Source organism: Providencia sp. PROV197 (assembly GCF_028479625.1).
In the GTDB taxonomy this organism is placed as follows: Bacteria; Pseudomonadota; Gammaproteobacteria; order Enterobacterales; family Enterobacteriaceae; genus Providencia; species Providencia vermicola.
The window spans coordinates 45,913-68,864 of sequence record NZ_JAMPNZ010000036.1 but is presented as its reverse complement, the minus strand read 5'-3'; the positions used below and the strand labels follow the sequence as shown (position 1 = coordinate 68,864).

Annotated in this window: 17 protein-coding genes and 1 riboswitch; of the genes, 6 read left to right on the top strand and 11 right to left on the bottom strand. The window is 42.0% G+C overall.

The window, feature by feature from the left end:
• Positions 1 to 140: 140 nt before the first annotated feature.
• On the bottom strand, positions 141 to 1,004 hold the full coding sequence (murI, locus tag PR808_RS19075; protein WP_272539888.1) for a glutamate racemase: 864 nt from the start codon (positions 1,002 to 1,004) through the stop codon (positions 141 to 143).
• On the bottom strand, positions 949 to 2,838 hold the full coding sequence (gene btuB, locus PR808_RS19070) for a TonB-dependent vitamin B12 receptor BtuB (protein ID WP_206085992.1): 1,890 nt from the start codon (positions 2,836 to 2,838) through the stop codon (positions 949 to 951). The genes murI and btuB overlap by 56 nt, the downstream gene beginning before the upstream one ends.
• Positions 2,839 to 2,912: 74 nt before the next feature.
• Positions 2,913 to 3,194: riboswitch (cobalamin riboswitch) on the bottom strand.
• Between the two features lie 110 nt (positions 3,195 to 3,304).
• On the opposite strand from btuB, the gene trmA reads away from it, so the two are divergent.
• Positions 3,305 to 4,402 carry a tRNA (uridine(54)-C5)-methyltransferase TrmA gene (gene trmA, locus PR808_RS19065; protein ID WP_272539887.1) on the top strand — a complete coding sequence of 366 codons (1,098 nt, stop codon included), beginning with the start codon at positions 3,305 to 3,307 and terminating at the stop codon, positions 4,400 to 4,402.
• Positions 4,403 to 4,473: 71 nt separating this feature from the next.
• On the opposite strand, the gene PR808_RS19060 is transcribed toward trmA, so the two are convergent.
• A complete protein-coding gene (locus PR808_RS19060; protein ID WP_206085990.1) occupies positions 4,474 to 4,869 on the bottom strand; it encodes a YijD family membrane protein in 396 nt (131 codons plus the stop codon).
• A gap of 12 nt (positions 4,870 to 4,881) precedes the next feature.
• Complete coding sequence (gene fabR, locus PR808_RS19055) at positions 4,882 to 5,538, bottom strand: HTH-type transcriptional repressor FabR (protein WP_206085989.1); 657 nt, start codon at positions 5,536 to 5,538, stop codon at positions 4,882 to 4,884.
• Positions 5,539 to 5,960: 422 nt separating this feature from the next.
• Here fabR and sthA point away from each other — a divergent pair, with 422 nt between their 5' ends.
• On the top strand, positions 5,961 to 7,358 hold the full coding sequence (sthA, locus tag PR808_RS19050) for a Si-specific NAD(P)(+) transhydrogenase (RefSeq protein WP_206085988.1): 1,398 nt from the start codon (positions 5,961 to 5,963) through the stop codon (positions 7,356 to 7,358).
• A 76-nt stretch (positions 7,359 to 7,434) separates the two neighbouring features.
• Here sthA and oxyR read toward each other — a convergent pair whose 3' ends face one another.
• The gene (gene oxyR / locus PR808_RS19045; protein ID WP_047756880.1) at positions 7,435 to 8,340 is read right to left on the bottom strand and encodes a DNA-binding transcriptional regulator OxyR; all 906 of its coding nucleotides are present in this window, start codon (positions 8,338 to 8,340) and stop codon (positions 7,435 to 7,437) included.
• Positions 8,341 to 9,645: 1,305 nt separating this feature from the next.
• On the opposite strand from oxyR, the gene PR808_RS19040 reads away from it, so the two are divergent.
• The gene (locus PR808_RS19040) at positions 9,646 to 9,999 is read left to right on the top strand and encodes a hypothetical protein (protein ID WP_206085987.1); all 354 of its coding nucleotides are present in this window, start codon (positions 9,646 to 9,648) and stop codon (positions 9,997 to 9,999) included.
• Positions 10,000 to 10,063: 64 nt separating this feature from the next.
• On the opposite strand, the gene argH is transcribed toward PR808_RS19040, so the two are convergent.
• The 4 genes from argH to argC all read right to left on the bottom strand — a co-directional run bounded on the left by argH (position 10,064) and on the right by argC (position 14,577).
• Positions 10,064 to 11,440 (bottom strand): argininosuccinate lyase, encoded by a 1,377-nt coding sequence (argH, locus tag PR808_RS19035; RefSeq protein ID WP_206085986.1) that lies wholly within the window; start codon positions 11,438 to 11,440, stop codon positions 10,064 to 10,066.
• Positions 11,441 to 11,518: 78 nt separating this feature from the next.
• Complete coding sequence (locus tag PR808_RS19030) at positions 11,519 to 12,739, bottom strand: argininosuccinate synthase (protein ID WP_206085985.1); 1,221 nt, start codon at positions 12,737 to 12,739, stop codon at positions 11,519 to 11,521.
• A gap of 44 nt (positions 12,740 to 12,783) precedes the next feature.
• Positions 12,784 to 13,560 (bottom strand): acetylglutamate kinase, encoded by a 777-nt coding sequence (gene argB, locus PR808_RS19025; protein WP_206085984.1) that lies wholly within the window; start codon positions 13,558 to 13,560, stop codon positions 12,784 to 12,786.
• Between the two features lie 12 nt (positions 13,561 to 13,572).
• Positions 13,573 to 14,577: an N-acetyl-gamma-glutamyl-phosphate reductase gene (gene argC / locus PR808_RS19020; RefSeq protein ID WP_206085983.1), complete on the bottom strand. Its 1,005-nt coding sequence runs from the start codon at positions 14,575 to 14,577 to the stop codon at positions 13,573 to 13,575.
• Positions 14,578 to 14,679: 102 nt separating this feature from the next.
• Here argC and argE point away from each other — a divergent pair, with 102 nt between their 5' ends.
• From argE to PR808_RS19005, 3 genes are all read left to right on the top strand, one after another.
• Positions 14,680 to 15,834 carry an acetylornithine deacetylase gene (argE, locus tag PR808_RS19015; protein ID WP_206085982.1) on the top strand — a complete coding sequence of 385 codons (1,155 nt, stop codon included), beginning with the start codon at positions 14,680 to 14,682 and terminating at the stop codon, positions 15,832 to 15,834.
• Between the two features lie 231 nt (positions 15,835 to 16,065).
• The gene (metF, locus tag PR808_RS19010) at positions 16,066 to 16,950 is read left to right on the top strand and encodes a methylenetetrahydrofolate reductase (RefSeq protein WP_206085981.1); all 885 of its coding nucleotides are present in this window, start codon (positions 16,066 to 16,068) and stop codon (positions 16,948 to 16,950) included.
• 93 nt (positions 16,951 to 17,043) lie between these two features.
• Positions 17,044 to 17,283 carry a hypothetical protein gene (locus PR808_RS19005; RefSeq protein ID WP_272539886.1) on the top strand — a complete coding sequence of 80 codons (240 nt, stop codon included), beginning with the start codon at positions 17,044 to 17,046 and terminating at the stop codon, positions 17,281 to 17,283.
• A 181-nt stretch (positions 17,284 to 17,464) separates the two neighbouring features.
• On the opposite strand, the gene ppc is transcribed toward PR808_RS19005, so the two are convergent.
• Both ppc and PR808_RS18995 read right to left on the bottom strand, forming a co-directional pair.
• Positions 17,465 to 20,104: a phosphoenolpyruvate carboxylase gene (gene ppc, locus PR808_RS19000; RefSeq protein WP_206085979.1), complete on the bottom strand. Its 2,640-nt coding sequence runs from the start codon at positions 20,102 to 20,104 to the stop codon at positions 17,465 to 17,467.
• A 404-nt stretch (positions 20,105 to 20,508) separates the two neighbouring features.
• The gene (locus tag PR808_RS18995) at positions 20,509 to 22,950 is read right to left on the bottom strand and encodes a bifunctional aspartate kinase/homoserine dehydrogenase II (protein ID WP_206085978.1); all 2,442 of its coding nucleotides are present in this window, start codon (positions 22,948 to 22,950) and stop codon (positions 20,509 to 20,511) included.
• Positions 22,951 to 22,952 lie beyond the last annotated feature (2 nt).

Below are 22,952 nucleotides of genomic sequence, written 5' to 3'. Positions count from 1 at the left end.
CCTCTGTTATCACTGGGTTTCCCCTTTTCGCCGAATCGGTTTGTCGTGACAACGGATGCGCATTATAGGGAGTCAGAAAAATCTGGCAACCCCTTTTTTGCATTTTTTTTTCGTTCGCTCAGCTTTTCAGCAAATTTAAGTTAAAGCGCTAGTTTTTCCAGCGAAATAAACCCTTCAGTTTCAAGTACAGGCCTTAAATCTTGCACAGCATCATTCATTAAGAGGCAATAAGCGAAGTCTTCTTCGTTAGAATCATGAATTTCTGCCTGATTGTTTATCAGCCAAACGGCTCTTCTAGCGATAGCAGAACCTGAATCTATAAACCTTGTTCCATCTGGTAAGACTTTTTCGAGTTCTTCTATTAATAGAGGGAAATGGGTACAGCCTAAAATAACCGTGTCTGGCGGTTCAGGCATTCTGATCCACAACCTTACCGTTTGAGCCACTTCATCTAACGGTAAAGTTTCCCCATGTAACTTTCTTTCTGCCAATTGGACTAATTCAGCAGAGCCCAGCGAAACCACTTTGCAGTCCGTAGCGAAACGGTCAATTAATTCTTTCGTGTACTCGCGATTCACAGTGCCTTTCGTGGCTAATAAACCGACCACGCCATTACGCGTGAGTTTAGTAGCAGGCTTGATTGCAGGAACCACACCGACTACAGGGAAAGTAAAGTGCGCTCTTAGATTAGGCAAACTGACGGTACTTGCAGTATTACATGCAATGATCGCAATTGTTAAAGGATGCTTTGCTGCTATTGCATTAACAATTTGATAGACCCTATCAATAATAAACTCTTCACTTTTTTCACCATACGGAAAAGCTTCGTTATCGAATGCATATATATAGTGCGCATTCGGGATCAGTTTTTTAACTTCGCGATAGACAGATAACCCGCCCACTCCTGAGTCAAACACAAGAATGGTCGGGCGAACAGATAAGGTGTTATCAGAAGTTGTAGCTTCCGGTAAGGAAATATTCTCTTCCAGCGGTGCGATAACCATACGCGGTCTCATAGTCTTTATCGAACATATTAGCTATTTTACCACGAATTGTGAGATGTGAAGTGATTGGATATGCAGCTGTGAGATCCCAAAGGCTAACGCCGCCTACTTTTGTGCGTTGCCCATTCCCCATTTTGTCATACCGAGAGCCTATATACTGGTAAGTGACCCCCATATCAACGTCATAAATATCCCAATCAAGTTGATATTTGACTTGTTGCTTAGCCCTTCTCAGTAAAACCTCATTTGTTTCTTTATCTCTAGGATCGATATATTGATAAGTAACTTGATGATGGAAAATTCCCGTATCTAGTTCACCAACCCATTCAAGTCCTTTAATTTCAGCCTTTCCAATATTTTCATAACTAGCGATTGGATAACCATTGTCATATGAAATCAAGTTATTAATATCATTATGATATGTGTTTAACTGCCAAAATAATGGGCCAGTTTTACCTTCAACACCGATTTCCCATTGCTTGCTCTCTTCTGGTTTTAAATTTGGATTACCAATAGTAGACCAGCTAGGAGAAACCACATGTGCATACAATTGGCTCAGATTTGGTGCTTTATAGGCTGTTGCATATGAACCAACCAGTTTATAGCCTTCGTAGAATTCCCAGCTTAATCCTGATTGCCAAGTTGTATGCCAATTAAATTCTGAATGGTGATCTGAACGAACCGCAGCTTCAGCTACAACAGAGTTGACTAGTGCGTATTGACCCGTTAAATAAACTCCAGTGTTATTTAACGTTTGTTTCTCGCTGATCATTGTATAGCTACTTGGTTCAACACTCTGACGTTGATAGTCAATACCAGCACTGATATTACCTTTCTCTAGATGGTAGCTGTTGCCCCATTGGAGATTATATTGCTTCGATTCATCTAAATTCGAAAATTTCCCATACTGCCCATATTTTGGATCATAGTTATAATCTTTTGTTGTACCGTAGCTGCCCATCAGTATGGTTGAATATTTATCATTATGATATTTCAAGCCTGTTTCATAGGTGCGGCTATATAATTTTCGAGTATCAACTTGAGAGTTTGTATGTTTATCATAATAAGCTTCATAATCAGTTCTATTGTCATACCCATATGCTCTCGCATAAGCGGTGATATCTGATGAAAACTGATGTTCAACACCTAACCATAATGCCTTACTCAAAAAACCATCTTTGTCTGGCTGCTTCCTATCACCACTAAACCCTTTCGCCTCTATATCAAACCCCTTTGTATACGTATAAGCGCCCGCCGCGGTTACTGTGGTATTTTCACCAATTTTTTGCTGGGTCGAGCCGTTATAGTTTTGATAGCCATGCGAACCAATACCCGCATTTAATGTTGTTCCATCGTTATCACTGCGAGTAATAATATTCACTACGCCACCAATAGCATCAGAACCATAAACAGCGGAACGCGCACCACGGATATATTCGATACGTTGAACTAATGAGATTGGAATTTGGCTCATATCTGATGAACCCGAAATACCTGCTTGATTTAAACGGACACCATCAATTAGCACTAGAACATGGCGAGACTCTGTTCCCCTAATAAAAAGGGAACTTTGCTGCCCCATTCCCCCATTTTGCGCAATATCCACTCCTGGTAAACGCCTTAACACATCAATCACGGTATTTGACTGCCAATGATCAATATCTTCACGAGTGACCACTGTCACGGGCGCTAATATAGAAGAAATTGGTTGTTCGAAACGATTGGCTGATACGACAACTTCGTCAGCTTTATTATTTGCACTTGCCAGAGAAGAAACACCGCATAACACTGCCACAGCAGCGGCCGATAACGGCAGCAACTTGTTATTATTCATTATGATTACACTCGGAAAATCAATTAAATTAAAATTCCGCGAAGTTGAATAAAAGGTTCGCGCTGATATTCAACAAAGCGATAAGACGTGTGGCAGGTATCGGACTCATAAGTTCCAAAGCGTTATTTCTATAATAAAAGAAACAGAAAAATGCTTGTATATATCCTAAATAATTCAAGTTACATGTAGGCGGCAAGCGAAGATATCCCTAGGAGCATACTGAAGTATGTGACTAGGGTAGCTGAGCGATGCTAACACCCATGTAGCTTGAAGAATAACGGGGATACCTTAATTACCGTTGCGCGTCAGTCTTGGATTTCAACCAAATTCCCTCAACCACACACTGTTATCGTAAGTTGAATAGTTATGAGTGTCTACGGATCGATAATGAAAACTGGACATCTTCGCCGCATTCCCTACAATTTCGCCCCTGATATGAATTTTTTACTGTTTTATGGGGCCAAGTATGCCAAACACGTTGCACACCAAAGACTACGAACTGCAACTCGCAGAGAAAACTGACCGTTTAAAGGCTATGATGGCCCCGTTTAACGCACCTGAACCTGAAATTTTTTCATCTCCAACCTCGCATTACCGGATGCGGGCAGAGTTCAGAGTTTGGCATGATAATGATGATTTGTTTCATATCATGTTTGATAAAGAGACCAAAGAACGTATCCGTGTTGACCAATTCCCAGTGGCGAGTCAATTAATTAATGACATGATGGCTGTATTGCTACCATTAATTAAACAGAATGAATTACTACGCCATAAGTTATTCCAAATCGACTATTTGTCGACACTGAGCAACAAACTGATCGTTTCACTGCTTTACCATAAAAAATTAGGTGATGAATGGACCGCTGAAGCGAAAAGTTTAAAAGCCACATTGGTGGAAAAAGGCTTTGACCTGCAGTTAATCGGCCGCGCCTCAAAAACTAAAATCATGCTTGATAATGATTATGTAGATGAAGTGCTACCTGTAAATGGTAAGGATATGGTTTATCGCCAAGTTGAAAATAGCTTCACGCAGCCGAATGCACAGGTCAATATTAAAATGCTGGAATGGGCAATTGCCGCGACGCAAAATTCAACGGGTGACTTATTAGAATTGTATTGCGGAAATGGAAACTTTTCCTTGGCATTAGCACAAAACTTTGAACGTGTTTTAGCCACTGAAATTGCTAAACCTTCCGTTGCTGCAGCGCAATATAATATAGAAGCAAACAACATTAATAATGTGCAAATTATCCGAATGTCTGCTGAAGATTTTACCCAAGCAATGCAAGGGGCACGTGAATTTAGACGTTTGGAAGGTATTACACTAACGGATTACCAATGTAATACGATTTTTGTTGACCCACCACGTAGTGGTTTAGATGATAAAACCGTAGAACTTGTCCAGGGATACGACCATATTTTGTATATTTCCTGTAACCCAGAAACCCTTTGCGATAATTTAGTTGAGCTGACAAAAACGCATAAAATTGAGAAGCTAGCCTTGTTCGACCAATTCCCTTATACCCATCATATGGAAAGTGGTGTTTTATTAACGCGTCGCTAATTTTTAAATATATTCATAATCCATATAAGAACGCCGCAATATCCTGCGGCGTTTTAGTCTAAATACGTTTTTTAAACTTCGTTTTCAGTTTCTTGTTCAAGTGCTAGCTCAGCTTTTTCTTTCTTACGCGCTTTCCAGCTTGCATACATCCATAACGCTAGAATCACGATAAACGTCGCTGGAATAAAGTTAGAACCAATTTCAGGGTTCTGAACGCGTAAAATCGCGGCATAACCAAAGATCCCAATGAAAAAGCTGCCTGCAACAAATTTAGGGAGTCCGATTGGCATCGCTTGGTGTAAGTAGCGTTGGTGTAAACAATACGCAGCCAATACTAAGGTCAAAATTGGAAAAAATGAAAAGTCGACTAGCGAGTTGAACAACGTTGAAAAGGTTCCATGGGTTGCAAGTCCGATAACAAAGGCGAGCAATAGTGTACTTCTTTCATAACTTTTTTGATCCGTCATTGATTCTCCTTATTATTTAGTAAGGTCTGGGTCAGTTTGATTTTGTTTTTCCTGTTCACGGCGGTACCAATAGTAGGCGCCTTTAGCAATCATTCTTAACTGTAATACCAGCCGTTCTTCAAGATGTCTGCGTTTTTCTTCGTCAATATCAAGCGCTTCTGCGCCTGCACTAAAGACTATCGTTACCATCGCTTCAGCCTGCATCTCAGTAAAATGGCGAGGCATGCGACTTTCAAGTTCAAGGTAATCAGCTAATTCCGCAATAAAATGTTGAATTTCCCTTGCAACGGCAGCACGAAACTCAGCTGATGTGCCTGAACGCTCACGCAATAATAACCTAAAGGCATTGGGGTTATTACCAATAAACTCCATAAAAGTTGAGACTGATGTGCGGATCACACTCCCACCTTTTGCGATACGCTGCCTCGCTTGTCGCATCAGTTGACGTAACATCAAGCCACTTTCATCGACCATTGTTAGGCCGAGTTCATCAACGTCTTTGAAATGACGATAAAATGACGTTGGTGCAATGCCTGCTTCTCGAGCAACTTCACGTAAACTTAAGCTCGTAAAACTCCGTTCAGCGCTTAATTGGCTAAATGCGGCTTCGACGAGTGAACGCCGAGTTTTTTCTTTTTGTTTTGCTCTAACGCCAATAGTGTTACTCACGGTGATCCTAATTTCTATGTCATTAAATATTAATGAACGCATTATTGAAGGTTAATAATAAGCAAGAGTTCACCTTCTAGCATACCTGAAATTTCTTAATCTGGTTTAGAGAAAAATCGACTCTTACTGCAAATTAGCAATTTTCAGAATTTCGCATATTACCGACACCGCTTTCTTATATAGAGAAATGTTCTCACTTCCTTCTACCCTACCTGAACCCTAAAAAATAGATTCACCAAAAATGCACTTTATTTTTTGCTTTTCCCAGATGTGCTTTCTTCTCGAATTTCAGATTGAAGTAAATCAGTGAAAGAGATTCACGACGTTTTAATTAGAAAGACAAAGGGAACGGGAAATTAGGCGAAATAACCAACTAATGATAACATCTTGTTGTCATTTTGTTTTAGAGCAGGTCTTACCTCATGCAACTTACCCATTTTGATGCAATAGTTATTGGTTCTGGTCCTGGTGGCGAAGGCGCCGCGATGGGGCTGGTAAAACAAGGAAAAAACGTTGCTGTTATAGAACGTTATAATAATGTCGGCGGAGGCTGTACCCACTGGGGAACAATTCCCTCTAAAGCCCTCCGTCATGCTGTTAGTCGTATTATCGAATTCAATCAAAACCCCCTTTATAGCGATAACTCCCGTAGCTTAAGCTCCTCTTTCTCTGAAATTCTGCAACATGCGGAAACGGTCATTAGCCAACAAACTCGCATGCGCCAAGGGTTTTATGAGCGAAACGGTTGCCAGATGTTTTCGGGTGAAGCCACGTTTATTGATGATCAACATGTTAGTGTACGTTACGCCGATGGAAGCTGTGATGTTTTAAGTGCCGATAAGATAGTAATAGCAACGGGTTCACGCCCTTATTGCCCTTCGGATGTCGATTTCAACCATTCGCGAATTTATAACAGCGATACAATCCTCAACCTTACCCATGAACCTCGCCATGTTATTATTTATGGTGCAGGTGTTATTGGTTGTGAATACGCCTCAATCTTTCGCGGATTAGGTGTGAAAGTAGACTTAATCAATACGCGAGATCATTTATTAGCCTTCCTCGACCAAGAAATGTCTGATGCATTGTCTTACCATTTTTGGAATAGTGGCGTTGTCATTCGCCATAATGAAGAATATGAAAAAATCGAAGGTGTCGATGATGGTGTTATTGTTCACTTGAAATCTGGCAAGAAAGTGAAAGCTGACTGCCTATTATATGCCAACGGAAGAACGGGTAATACAGATGGCTTAGGCCTTGCAAATGTTGGCATTGACGCGGATGGCCGTGGCCTTGTTAAGGTGAATAAAGCTTATCGCACAACGAATGAACATATCTATGCTGTCGGTGATGTGATTGGTTACCCAAGTCTCGCTTCTGCGGCTTATGACCAAGGCCGAATTGCAGCACGTGCAATCGGTGGTAGTCTTGGTGATGCGCATTTAGTGGAAGATATTCCAACGGGCATTTATACCATTCCTGAAATAAGCTCTGTGGGTAAAACCGAACAAGAACTTACTGCAATGAAAGTGCCTTATGAAGTCGGCCGTGCACAATTCAAACATTTAGCACGTGCGCAAATTGCGGGAATGAATGTAGGTAGTTTGAAAATCTTATTTCATCGTGAAACATTGCAAATATTAGGTATTCACTGTTTCGGCGAAAGAGCGGCTGAAATTATACATATCGGCCAAGCGATTATGGAACAAAAAGGTGAAGGCAATACTATCGAATATTTTGTGAACACGACGTTCAATTACCCAACGATGGCAGAGGCTTTTCGCGTTGCGGCATTAAATGGTTTAAATCGACTATTTTAATTGCCTGTCTTGATGGTTGCCTCTTTTTGGCAACCATCATATCAATCTACTAAACGTTTATTTTAGCGCTTTATTCCTAAACTCTGTTTTTATAATAATTATCCATTGAGTTATAAATAGTTTCAGCTAATTGTTCATAGCGACCACGTAAAGGTGAACCTGGGCGATATACCAGAACAATTGTCCGCTTAGGTTCAGGCTCAATACAATTTAAGTAACACACGCCATCACGACACGCTTCATTTGGCACCGCCAAGTCAGGTAAAAGTGTAATGCCACTTCCCGCTGCAACCATATTTCTTAATGTCTCTAAACTGGTTGCCCTAAAATGCGTATCTTCTTTTGCACCTGCTTGAAAACAAAAACCCATTGCTTGGTCACGTAAGCAATGCCCATCTTCTAACATTAATAATTTTTCACCTGACAGCTCCCCCATTTCAATGGTGTCACGGTCATGCCATGGATGGCTTTCATAAATAGCCAGTTTCATTGGTTCTTCAAATAAAGGCACAACAATAAATGGCGCTGTTTCTTTCACATCAGCCAAAATTGCACAATCTAATTTGCCGCTATCTAATTGAGCTAATAGTTGCTGAGTTTGAGCTTCATGTAAGTAAATTTCTAACTTAGGATGAGCTTGGTGTAATTGTGGGATGATATGAGGTAATAAGTAAGGTGCGACCGTTGGTATTAAGCCTATATGCAGTGGGCCAGACATGCTTTCCCCTTGCAGAGCAGCCATTTCTTGCAACACTTTTATTTCTCGCAAAATAGTTCGAGCCTGTTCAACAAGTAATAAACCTTGCTGGGTAAAAAGAACTTTACGGCTCGTTCTTTCTAATAACATGACGCCGAGCTCTTCTTCTAATTTACGAATTTGACCGCTTAATGTTGGTTGGCTGACATGACAAGAATCCGCGGCGCGTCTAAAGTGTTTATGTTCGGCGAGTGCAACGAGGTACTCTAAATCTCGAATATTCATATTTCTTTTCCTTTCGTGAATTCTTTGTCAAACCAAAGATAGATAATACCAATCACTATATCGATATTGTTCTGTTTTATCTATTAATAAATTAATAAATATCGCCATACTTCACTTTTCATACAATTTCATGCAATAAAATGAAATAACTTGCAATATTTAGAAATAAAATTGTATCCCATGTTTTTGATTGGTGATATTGATGACAACTCAAAAATAATTAAATTTATTAACCATACAGTTTTCGAGATAAAGACCCAAATAGATGTAATATTCGTGTTTTTATAATATGTAACTCGTATCTTTTATTCTTAAAGCGTACAAAACAATTAAATTATTTTTGTCGAAAAAAAGCAACCATTGGCTTACTAGAAGTATTTATTAGATGGACTCGCTAATATGAAGACTGAGTATATCGATATTAATAAACTGGCATATACAACTAAAGCCTCAATACTTTCAAATCACCTTGGAAGTTATGAATTCGAATGGCTGCGAAGTGATCATAAAGAAGGGCTCGTTAAAATTAGATATCAATAAACTAAAAAGAGTGTTTCGAAAGGGCTCTAATAAAGAGCCCTTCAGACTGCTGACAAACCGATTAGGTTTGACTGCAGGTTGAATAGGTTTTGAAAATAAATTAGGAAAATCAATTTATTGATTTTCGGCTGATAACACAAAGCAGGAAAAACCACGTTTTTATCCTGCTTTGTCAACAACCTCAAGGGCTCTAATTAAGAGCCCTTTCTCAGATTGAGGGTCACCATAAACCTTATTGTTTTATTTAGTATCCCTCTAAACGTTAATAAATTACCTAGATAAAGTTATATTTATTTTCATGGTTGAAATATTTTGTTATATTTTCTTTCACTCACCGTTAAACTTTGTAAGATTTTATATAAAAATAAATGTAAAATCACGATTCCTTTCTGTTAAATCCCCACAAAAAGTTATTACACGCTTATAACCCTACTCCGTTCGCTAGAAGATCAAACCAACCAAAAGCACACCAAGAAAGCATAAAACCATAAAATTATGCAAAAATAGCAATTAATTAGAATTTTACACCACTTAAAATCCAAAGAACAATTTAATAAACTAATGTAATCACGTTAGTTATCTTTATATTTTTAAACATTTCATTTTTTTGATTTACACATTTCTGGCATTTTTTTAATTATAATTCCTTCCCTCAAAACATCAGGGAATATTAATCACGAATTATTATTTTTAATCTATATAAGACATCTTCAATTTAAACATACAGCAAGTTGATTCACTAAAAATCAATGACGGAATACTATTATGAAAAATTCACTATTAATGTTAAAAAAATCATGTATTTGCTCATTAACCAGCTTATTTCTTGTAGCCGCTTTTACATCAATGAATGTGAATGCCAGCAATGATGAACACACCGGTATTATTCAATTTTCGGGTGCCATTGTATTTCCATCATGCTTCAATGAAATCAATGAAAAAAATATCAAAATGAAATGTTTGAATAGCCAATCGGATATGGTTACTAATAAAATAGACTTAAATGATGTGACAAATATCCAAGGGTGGAAAGTCATCAATGATGGTAGGGGTGAGTATTCATATAATTGGGTAAATGAGGATAAACAGATGGGAATGCTGACGATTAAATATATTTAATCAGAAACACGTTATGGGAATAGGGGTAGTCATACTACCCCCCATTTTAATATTCAACTCGCTATCACAGCCCCAATCGACTCTTCGCTTCCACTATCGCTTTCGCCACTTGTTTCTGAGATACCCCACCTTTTGCAAGCCGTTTATCTAAACATGATTGCAGCGAGAGAACCTCATATACATCTAATTGAATTGTTTCACTGAATTTCTGCAGATCGCTTAACGCCATTTCCTCTAACGCTTTACCTTGTGCTATTGCAGTCACCACCGCTTCACCCACAATATGGTGTGCTTCACGGAATGGAACACCTTTCGCCACTAGATAATCCGCCAGCTCAGTTGCATTTGCATAACCTTGTTTTGCGGCCTCTTCACAACGCGGACGACGAATTTGAATACCATCAAGAACCAGCGCAGCCATGTGTATGCAATCTAACCAAGTATCTAATGCATCAAACAGGCCTTCTTTGTCTTCTTGCATATCTTTGTTATATGCAAGGGGCAATCCTTTGAGTGTCATCATCATGCCAGTAAGAGCGCCTTGGACACGACCACATTTTCCACGGATCAATTCCAGTGCATCAGGGTTTTTCTTTTGTGGCATTAATGAAGAACCTGACGTTACTTTGTCAGATAACTCAACAAAACCCGCCTCCCCACTATTAAAGAAAATTAAATCCTCAGCGAAACGAGATAAATGCACCATACCAATGCTGGCATCAGATAGCAGTTCGAGAACGTGGTCTCTATCAGAAACGGTATCAAGGCTGTTACGCGTTGCCGATGAAAAACCTAACCAAGAAGCCAACTGCTCACGGTCAATATCGTACGCTGTGCCCGCTAATGCCCCGCAACCTAATGGACTAACATCCAAACGTTTTAAGGTATCTTTTAAGCGGCTTTCATCACGCGCTAACATTTCACCATAGGCTAAACACCAATGAGCAAATGTCACTGGTTGCGCTCGTTGTAAATGGGTATAGCCTGGCATCACAGCATCTTGATTATTTTCTGCAGTGATCACTAACGCTTTCTGTAGCTCAGTGACTGCTTCAAGTAATAATGCGACTTGGTCTTTACACCACAGTTTTAAATCTGTCGCCACTTGGTCATTACGGCTACGTCCTGTATGCAGCTTTTTACCCAAATCACCAACTTTATCAATCAGCTTACCTTCAACCCAACTGTGAATATCTTCCGCATCGCTTTGCAAAATAATGTCAGGGTTATCTTGAACTTCTTTTAATAATGTATTTAACGCTTGTTCTAAAGATTGCTGTTCGCTCTCTGTCAACACCCCGACGGTGACCAATGATTTTGACCATGCGACTGAACCGATAATATCTTGTTGCGCCAAGCGATAATCGAAACGCAATGAATCATTAAATTGTTTAAACCGCTGATCTGCCTGCTGACTAAAACGTCCACCCCAAAGTGCCATAACGGATCCCTACCTGATTGATAAAATAAGTTTTTAACACCCGACAGCTGTGTAACTGCCGGGTTACTGCGATTAGCTTTATTTTGCTTTGTTTTGTTCTTTCAGCGCACGAATACGTGAGGACAGGGAATAAAGACGGATAAACCCACCAGCGTGGCTGTGGTCGTAAACTTCATCTTCACCAAATGTCGCAAATTCTTCAGAGTACAAACTCTTATCCGCTTTTTTCTGAATCGCTGTTACTTGGCCTTTATACAGTTTCAGTACCACTTCACCCGTGACGTCTTGTGCTAAGGACTCTGCCGCTGCTTGTAATGAATGACGTAATGGCGCGAACCAACGGCCATCATAGACCACATACGACATTTCTAAACCTAGCTGCTCACGCCATTTGTAGCTGTCACGGTCTAATACTAATTGCTCAATCCCACGCAGCGCAGCCATCATAATGGTGCCTCCTGGGGTTTCATAGCAACCACGAGATTTCATACCGACTAAACGGTTTTCAACGATGTCGATACGGCCAACACCGTGTTTCGCACCCAGCGTGTTCAGTGCTTCTAAACACCCTAGAGGAGACAATGCCTTACCGTTAACAGAAACCACTTCGCCTTGTTTCACACCAACAGTCACCAGTTCCGCTTCATCTGGCGCATCTTGCGGATCAACAGTCCATACCCAGCAATCTTGGTTGGCTGCATTCCATGTGCTTTCTAATACGCCACCTTCAGTGGAAATATGCCATGCGTTTTCATCACGGCTATAGATTTTTTCAAGACTCGCTGTTGTCGGGATATTACGCTCTTTCAGGTAATCGAGCAGCGCTTCACGAGAACGCAAATCCCACTCACGCCATGGTGCAACCACTTGCAGTTGCGGCGCTAACGCCGTATAGGTGCTTTCGAAACGCACTTGGTCGTTTCCTTTACCCGTTGCACCATGAGCAACGGCATCCGCACCCACTTTTAATGCGATTTCAACTTGTGCTTTCGCAATAATTGGGCGAGCCATTGATGTGCCTAATAAATAGCTACCTTCATATAACGCACCCGTTTTTAATACTGGATAGATATATTCTTTGATGAACTCTTCACGTAAATCAACGACATAGCATTCTGATGCGCCTGATTGCAGTGCTTTTTTCTCAACACCAACGAGATCTTCCCTGTCTTGTCCCACATCGGCAACGAATGCAACCACTTCACAACCGTCATAGTTTTCTTTCAACCATGGAATAATTGCCGAGGTATCTAAACCACCAGAGTATGCTAATACAATCTTTTTAATGCCCTTTTTCATAACGTACCTATCCGCTCAATTAATTTTTTATGTGTATGGCTCGATTACGATGCCAAGATCCGAGTTCCGATTGCTGTACCATTAAACAGCTCAGGAAGTTGTTCTGCGTGACGCCAACTTGCAATATCGACGGAGCGTTGTAGTGCGTTAGCTGCGTCTAATGCAGCATTCACCTTAACAATCATTCCATCTGTAATAATTCCTTGGTCGATGAGTTTCTGCGCTTTTTGCGTGGTCATCTCATCAATTTTTTGGCCTTTACCATCTAAAATGCCACTGACATCCGACAATAAAACCAGATCGGCATTGAGTGCTTGGGCTACAGCGGTTGCGGCTTGGTCTGCATTCACATTCATCAGCTCACCTTGTGCAGTGATCCCAATAGAACTGATGATTGGCAAATAACCCGCACTAAGCAGCAATTTTAATAGTTTGGCGTCACCTGGTTTTGCATTCCCAACATGACCCAGTTCGTCATTTAACTGTGTGACAACCGCACTTTGTCCGTCACCGAGTGATAACCCCACCGCGGGCAACTGGTGTTTGATGCTCCATGCCAGTAAGGTTTTATTTGCCGTACCCGCTAAAGCCCCCGTAATAATGTCAATTTGATCCGCGGGTGTGACACGCAGTCCTTGCTTTTTCACCACAGGAAGTTGCAGTTTCTGCATTAATTCATCAACTAGACAGCCTCCACCATGGACAATTACCAGCTCACGCTTATGCGTTTGGCGGTAAGTTTGAATGGCAGTAAAAAGTTTTTCTAACGCTTCGGTACTATCGAGTAACACACCGCCCAATTTAATCACTAAGGGTTGCATGGGTTGTCCTTATTAAAGTAATGACTGAGTTTCATTGAAACCAAAACGAATATTCATGCACTGTACAGCCTGTGCAGCGGCACCTTTTAGTAGGTTATCTTCTGTACCGACTAAAATCAGGTGTTCCCCTTTCAATACATAACCGATATCACAAAACGGTGTGCCGACCACCGATTTCAATGCAGGAACGCCTTTATCATATAAACGCACCAATGGTTTGTTTTGATATGCTTCTTTAAACGTTTCGCCAATTTTCTCTGCCGTAACACCTGCTTTCACCTTGCATGTAATAGTGGCAAGGATCCCCCTTGAGAAGTTGCCCAGATGCGGCGTGAAAATCACTTCTTGCCCTAAATGTGTGGAGATTTCAGGTTGATGGCGATGAGTGAAAATACCGTATGGCTGCAAGCTCACTTCACAGAAGCTATTTGTCATTGAGGCCTTACGCCCTGCCCCTGACACACCACTGGTTGCATTGATAACAGGCCACATGTTGTTGTCTAATAATTTTGCGTCAATTAACGGCTTTAACGCGAGCTGTGAAACGGTTGGGTAACAGCCCGGCACTGCAACTAATTGAGCTTGACGAATTTTATCGGCTTGCCATTCAGCCAAACCGTAAACTGCTTGCATTAACCATTCGGTATTTGTATGTTCAAAGCCATAGTATTGCGTGTAGAACGCAGGATCTTGAACGCGGTAAGCACCCGACAAATCGAATACCACACAGCCTGCCTCAAGGAATTGCGGAGCGATATCGTGGCTTACTTCGTGCGCCGTGGCGAGGAAAACAACATCAATACCTTTTGCCGCCTCAGCCACATCAGTTAATGGCTGTACAGGAAGGTCAATAATGCCTTTATACTGAGGATATAAATCAGAAAAACATTTATTTGCATCGGCACTTTGCTTCGATACCATCAACCCTTGAAGGTTAATTTCAGGATGACGTTGCAAATAAGCGGCTAATTCTGCTCCAGTATAGCCACTAGCCCCGATAATGAGTGTGTTCAACATGTGCTTTCTACCTTGTACTCGTGACTCAAACAGTTTAATGTGTATTTTTATTCAAATAAAGTGCATGAATATTGATACTATTATGGATTAAGGCTGTCAACAGTGAATATTAAATTACCTGCATTTATTGAGATTTATCGTCAATTAATTGCCACTCCATCGATTAGTGCAACTGATTCTCATTTGGATCAAAGCAATAAAGCCCTTGTGGAACTCCTTGGTGGATGGTTAGAGACTCTGGGGTTTTCGGTCAATATTCAGCCCGTACCGGAAACACGTGATAAATATAACCTGCTGGCTTCCATTGGAGAGGGTAATGGCGGCCTGATGCTATGTGGGCATACCGATACTGTGCCTTTTGATGATGGACGTTGGAGTAAAAACCCTTTCGAGCTTACTGAACATGATGGTAAGCTTTACGGTCTTGGTACTGCTGACATGAAAGGCTTTTTTGCTTTTATTGTCGATGCATTGCGCGATATGGATCTTGCCAAACTCAAGCGCCCTCTGCATATCCTTGCGACTGCCGATGAAGAAACCTCGATGGCAGGAGCCCGTTACTTTGCAGCGAATACAGCACTGCGCCCTGATTTTGCCATTATCGGCGAGCCAACCTCATTACAACCGATACGTGCACATAAAGGCCATTTATCTAACGCTATCCGCATTACGGGGCAATCGGGACATTCAAGTGACCCTGAGCGTGGTGTAAATGCCATTGAGCTGATGCATGAGTCGATTTCTCATTTAATGACGCTGCGTAACACATTGAAAGAGCGTTTTAATAACCCAGCTTTCGTGATCCCTTATCCCACCATGAACTTTGGTCATATTCATGGCGGTGATGCGGCGAACCGTATTTGTGGTTGCTGTGAATTACATATGGATATTCGCCCATTACCAGGGCTGACATTGCAAGATTTGGATGAGCTATTGAATGATGCACTCGAACCTGTGCGGGCAAGATGGCCAGGTCGTTTGGCGATTGAGTCAATGCACCCACCGATCCCAGGTTATGAATGCCCGACAGACCACAAAATGGTCGCCGTGATTGAGCAGTTACTGGGTCAAAAAGCGGATACCGTGAACTACTGTACCGAAGCGCCATTTATTCAAGAACTTTGCCCTACTTTAGTCCTCGGCCCAGGTTCTATTGAACAAGCTCATCAACCCGATGAATTTATCGATATGCGCTTTATCGAACCTACACGCCAATTAATTAGCCAAATGATTGAGCATTTCTGTTTCACCGAATAAATCTAACTAGCCACTCATATAAACGCGACGCTGAAAAGAGTCGCGTTTTTTTATCATGAATTTTTTTCCTGTTCTGACTGAAAAAACATCAGCGACATAATTTAATTTAAGTATTGACTATTGATACCGATCTGGTAATTTCTATTTAGACGTCTAAACGTATAGATGCATACATGGATATAATAATTTACAAAGATAATAGTTAGTCTGCTAATTGCGAGGTTACAGGGTATGAGTTTTTTTCACGCGAATCAGCGCGAGGCGCTAAATCAAAATTTAGCTGAATTAGATGGCCAAATTAATGTTTCATTCGAATTTTTCCCACCTCGCAGTGAAGAGATGGAGCAGACGCTTTGGAAATCCATCGATCGGCTCAAAAACCTGAAACCTAAATTTGTCTCTGTTACCTATGGCGCTAACTCAGGCGAACGGGACAGAACCCATAGCATCATTAAAGATATCAAAGACAAAACTGGCTTAGTAGCTGCACCACACTTAACCTGTATTGACGCAAGTAAAGATGAATTAAAATCTATTGCTCGTGACTATTGGAATAATGGTATTCGCCATATTGTTGCCTTACGAGGTGATTTTCCCGATAGCAGCCATAAACCTGATATGTATGCGACAGATTTGGTTGAGTTATTAAAAGGCGAGGCCGATTTTGATATTTCAGTCGCGGCTTACCCTGAAGTTCACCCTGAAGCCAAAAGCGCACAAGCTGACTTAATTAACCTGAAAAAGAAAATTGATGCAGGGGCTAATCGCGCTATCACCCAGTTTTTCTTTGATGTCGAAAGCTATTTACGTTTTCGTGACCGCTGCGTAGCAACGGGTATTGATGTGGAAATAGTGCCAGGAATTTTGCCTGTGTCCAATTTCCGCCAATTAGAGCGTTTTGCCAAACTGACCAACGTGCGCATCCCTGCGTGGATGAGCAGAATGTATGAAGGGTTAGATGATGACCCAGAAAGCCGCAACCTTGTTGGGGCATCCATCGCGATGGACATGGTGAAGATCCTCAGCCGCGAAGGCGTGAAAGATTTTCATTTTTACACACTGAACCGTTCTGAGCTCACCTATGCCATCTGCCATACTTTAGGGGTTAGGCCTTAATCCCTCATTGTCGTGATGCGTTTTTGATAATACATCACGGCATTGCTTGCTTTATGAAAGCGTTCTAATTCCACTTAGTTATACTCATTGAACATGATGAGCGAAGCTCAATCACTCAGCGAGTATTTATCCTTAAAAAGTACCGTACCTTACTACGATATGCCACCTTGGAAAGAGGGCGTTGCTGAAGGCTTAATCAAGCACGCAAAAAAATACGGTACTGAAGATGCCATGACGTCTAAAATCAGTGGTTACACACTTGATGGCGATATTAGGGCTTCCTATTTAAATGCGGCCCAGTATATTCCACCAACCCCAAACCAATTAAATTAGCTAAAGAAGAAGCAACTAATAAGGAGATTGCTAGTTTAAAAGCCAACGATAAAATCCGTGAATTCATTACACCAAAAAATGAATGGGAAAAATGGGATCAATGGAAAGCAAATCAATAAAAAGTAAAAAGGTTACCTTAATAGGTAACCTTTCAATTCTCAGCTAAATCGGTAACTCGCTACTAACCTGTATTACGCATCCCTGCCGCAACACCAGCAATAGTCACCATCAGTGCTTGTTCAACACGTGGATCTGGGTGTTCTTGTTGGCGAGAACGGTGCAGTAATTCTGCCTGCAACACGTTAAGTGGATCGGTATATACGTTACGCAGGGCGATAGACTCGGCAATCCACGGTAAATCCGCCATAAGTGCTTCGTCTTTCGATACCGCCAGCACACTCTTAATATCATCCGATAACTGGTCACGCAGTTTTTGCCCCAATGGCCACAAACGCTCTTCCACTAAACGGTGATCATAGTATTCCGCCAGCCACAGGTCAGCTTTGGCATACACCATCTCTAACATCGCAATTCGCGTATTAAAGAACGGCCATTGCTGCCACATTTCATCAAGCACAGATTGCTTGCCCTCTTGCTCAATTACATGTTTCAGTGCCGCCCCAGCACCTAACCATGCAGGGAGCATTAAGCGGTTTTGCGTCCAGGCAAAAATCCATGGAATTGCACGCAAGGTTTCCACACCACCCGTCGGGCGACGTTTTGCTGGACGTGAGCCTAATGGTAATTTACCCAGTTCTTGCTCGGGGGTTGCAGCACGGAAGTAAGGGACAAAGTCTGGCTGCTCACGCACATAGTCTCGGTACATAGTACAAGAAACGTCAGACAGCGAATCCATGACAGATTTCCACTCATTTTTTGGCTCTGGTGGTGGTAATAAATTCGCTTCTAAAATCGCACTTGCATACAACGCAAGGCTGCTAATGGTGACTTGTGGTAGACCGAATTTAAAGCGGATCATTTCCCCTTGTTCAGTCACGCGTAAGCCACCCTTTAAACTTCCTGGTGGTTGAGACAGTAATGCAGAATGTGCTGGTGCACCGCCGCGACCGATGGTACCACCACGGCCATGGAATAACGTCAGCGTAACACCTTCTTTTTCACACAGTTTAATTAACGCATCTTGCGCACGATATTGCGCCCATGATGCGGCCATCACACCCGCATCTTTCGCGGAGTCTGAGTAACCAATCATCACCATTTGGCGGTCATCGATAAGCTCACGATACCAGTCAATGCTTAACAGTTTTGTCATGACGCTTTGTGCGTTATTTAAGTCCTCAAGGGTTTCAAATAACGGAGCAACAGGCAGTCGAATAGAAGCACCCGCCTCTTTGAGCAATAATTTGACTGCTAAAACATCTGAAGGGACTTTTGCCATTGAAATCACGTAGGCTGCGATGGAATCATTCTTCGCTTTCGCAATCACGCGGCACGTTTCAAACACTTCTTGGGTTTCAGCACTTGGTTGCCAATCTTGCGGGATCAATGGACGGCGGGACTGCAATTCTGTTAATAAAAATTGCTGCTTTTCTTCCTCAGACCACTGTGCATAATCGCCTAATCCCAAATACTGAGTAAGTTCTGCAATCGCATCGGTATGACGTGTGCTTTCTTGGCGCACATCGATACGCACCAGTTGTAAACCAAAGCTGCGAATACGGCGTAAGGTATCTAACAACTGACCATTGGCAATAATTTTCATATTGCAGGCAATCAATGATTGATAACAGGCGTATAGCGGGTCCCATAATTGGGCGTTATCCGTTAACAGATCTGCAGGTGGCAGAACTTGTTCGCCTTTCACACGACGTTCTAAATATTCTAACGTAGAGAATAATTGACTACGCAGGTTTTTTGCGATCTGACGATAAGGTTCGTCAACATCGTCTCCCCCTGCTAACGCACGCAGCTCAGGTGTGGCTTCCGTCATGGATAACTCAGAGACTAGAACCTGAATATCTTTGAGGAATAAATCTGCCGCTTTCCAACGGCTTAATAGCAAGACGTGGCGAGTGACATCTGCTGTTACGTTTGGGTTACCATCCCGGTCGCCCCCCATCCATGATGTAAAACGGATTGGGTTAGCTTCGACAGGAAGAACAGCCCCAATAGACTCTTCCAGTTGCTCGTTAAACTCGCGTAAAAACGCAGGAACCCCTTCCCACAACGAATTTTCTACAACCGCAAATCCCCATTTTGCTTCATCAATTGGCGTTGGGCGAATTTTACGGATTTCGTCCGTATGCCAGGATTGAGCCACTAATTGGCGCAGACGGCGCATGATGTTATTACGTTCATAGTCGGCAATATCATCGTGATCGAGTTGTGATAAGCAATTATTTACCTCGACCAATTTGTGGATCAGAGTTCGACGCGCAATCTCAGTTGGGTGCGCGGTTAACACCAGCTCAATGGATAACTGCTCCACCGCTTTTTGGATATCGTTATCGGTAAAACTTTTGTCTTTTAAGCGGCTGAATAATTTTTTCAGTGCCACTGGGTTGCTTGCCGCTTCCCCGTGTGGAGAAATACTGTGGTACTGCTCAGCCACGTTAGTCAGGTTTAAAAATTGGTTAAATGCCCTTGCAACGGGAAGCAATTCATCATTCGAAAGGTTTTGTAATGTCATCAACAATTTTTGGCGTTGAACTTCATTACCTGCACGGGAGGATTTGGAAAGCTTACGAATGGATTCAACTTTATCAAGTATGTCCTCGCCTAGTGCTTCCTTGATGGTATCGCCGAGTAGCTTACCCAGCATACTGACATTACTGCGCATTGCGGAATATTGCTGATTCATGAGACTCCTGACCTTGTGCTTCTGGCAGAATGCATCCCCGCACTAAGCACGGTTAACAGACTGCGACCTGTTTCCTGTAACAAAATTTCAGTCGGCTGCGTTAGAGTTGTCGTTTTGTGATGCAGCCCGCTAAATTTACCCTTGAGTGTATATTCATATCAGAAAAAAATGGCTTTGGGGGATTTTTCTGAAATTTAATTACAGCCTTATTTTTATTAATTTTTCTTATTTAAGTATTGTTTCAGCGCAATATATCGTCGATTCAGCACTTTTAAGACATGAATAATGTTGAAGAATTAAATCATCAGAATAAAAAAAGGGAAAAAATGGCGAGAATTAAAAAATTTCATGGATGCATTGGCGCTCTTTATAAAAATAAGAGCACCAATACAAACAAAAAATAACTACAGCAATTGAGATAATCGGTTTAAATCCGATTGAATTGCCCCAGCAGTGACATCGCGCCCAGCACCAGGGCCGCGGATGACTAATGGGTTATCACGATACCAACGACTTTCGATAGCAAATACATTATCGCCTGGCAATAATGAAGCCAATGGGTGGTCTGGTTTTACCGCTTCCACACCCACTTTCGCTTTCCCTTTCACTGCATCAAACCGAGCCACATAACGCAGCACTAACCCTAGTTCTTGTGCCGCTTCTAAACGCTGTTGCATTTGCTCGTTGATCACCGCGCTGTTTTCGAAAAACTCATCCAAAGAACCTGTCTGTGCTTGTTTTGGTACTAATGATTCAACACGTACTTCATCGGGTTCAATATCATAACCCGCCTCACGTGCTAAAATAATCAATTTACGCATCACATCTTGCCCAGAAAGGTCAATTCGTGGGTCAGGTTCAGTTAAACCCTGCTGCCACGCTTGCTCGACAAGTTCGCTAAACGGTACTGAGCCATCAAATTGCAAAAATAACCAAGACAACGTCCCCGAGAAAATACCGCTAATCGCCAGTATTCCATCTCCACTTTCTTTCAAGTCACGCACTGTGTAGTTGATGGGTAACCCTGCACCTACAGTCGCGTTATACAACCAGTGGCGACCTGTTTTTGAAAAGGCGTCACGAATTTGGCGATATTGCTCTGTTTGTGCCGCCCCAGCGATTTTGTTGGCACTGATCACATGGAAACCATAACTGGCAAAATCTATATAGCTTTCCGCTAATGCCTCACTGGCTGTAACATCTAAAACCACTAAGTCATCATAAGGATGGGAACGCATCCAAAGAAATAAGTTGTCGTCTGCATGTTCAATGGCTTCATCGTCAAAAAAGGCTAATGCACGACTTGGGTCGATACCTTGATAATTCAATAAGCTGCGACGACTATCCACCACACCTGCCAACACAAAATCGAAATCACTGCGAGCAGAGATATTCGGTTGTTCTGCCGCGAAAAGCTCTAACCAACGTGCGCCAATATTCCCTTTACCAAATAACACTAAGCCAATACGTTTTTCGGCGCGGAACAAGCTTTGGTGCATACCTTGGATCAGGTGCTCAGTTTGATTAGTTCGCAGCACTGCAACCAAACTAATGGCATCTTCTGAATGCCAAATGAATTCGACAGGCTGGCCTTTAAGCTCTTCATAGAAACGATGGCTATGTAGTGGTTTTTTGCAAACACCTGCGCCAACTAAAGCGACTAAAGAAAAACCTTCCCGTAACGATAATGCCCCTGGTAAAGCCGCTTCTTCGAGAACATTTAGCGCACTTTCGACAATTTCAGAGGTATAACACAATTGAATTAACGCACGGTCATCGTGAATTCCCCGCGCAAGTGGACGTAACTGAACGCGTTTGAGCAGTAAGTCCACATCTTTGCAAATTTGTTTGAAATCACGACCTGCTGCAATACGCAGCTCAATCAAACAGACATCATCATGGCTTGTGACAATTTTTGCCCCTGCACCAGAGGCTAAAACGCGTTCAATTTTTGTAGAGCCCTGCTCTGGCTGGTAACTACACCTAAGTTGCAAATCAATATTGCTTACAGAAACAGGCTGTAAAGTACGTGTATGTAAAACAGGAGCCGCTAAACGCGCTAATTCACTTGCTTCATCAAGGCGCAATAAGGGCAGCAAACAGGCATCTTTCACTTTACGAGGGTCCGCACTGTACACCCCTGCAACATCACTCCAAATTGTGACTTTTGCCACATCTGCCAATGCTCCCACTTGGGTCGCCGAATAATCACTCCCATTGCGCCCCAATAGAACTGTTTCACCCTGCTGATTACGCGAGATAAACCCAGTCACAACAATACGGCGATTAGGTAATTGCGTTAACTGCTGCTGTAATAAATAGCGTGATTTTATTTCATCAACTTGTGGCTGTGCAGCACGTTCAGCGCGTAGAAATAGACGTGCATCTAACCAAGCACTTGGCATGCCAGTTTGTGTGAGTACTTCCGCCATTAAGCGTGCCGACCAAATTTCACCATGGCCAACCACTTCCGCATAAACCGCATCATTAACGGGATGATCAAGCAAAGCACTTAAACGCTCTAAGTCTTGAATAAATAACCGCCCTAAAGTCTCTGCCTGTTTTTCTGGCAAAAGATTTTCAATTAGCTCAAGCTGATAACGACGTAAAGATTGCTGTACCTGATGAGCCGAAATACGGTCACTTTGGCTCAATTTCAGCCAATTAATCAATTGATTAGTTGTACTGCCAGCTGCAGAAACCACCATTAAATCATCGGGTTGGCTATAGTTTGCCATAATAGCTGCGACCCGCTGATAACACTTTGCATCCGCTAAACTACTTCCCCCAAACTTATGTAACTGACGGTGACAAGGAGCCACCTCAACCGCTGTTAGTACACTCATCA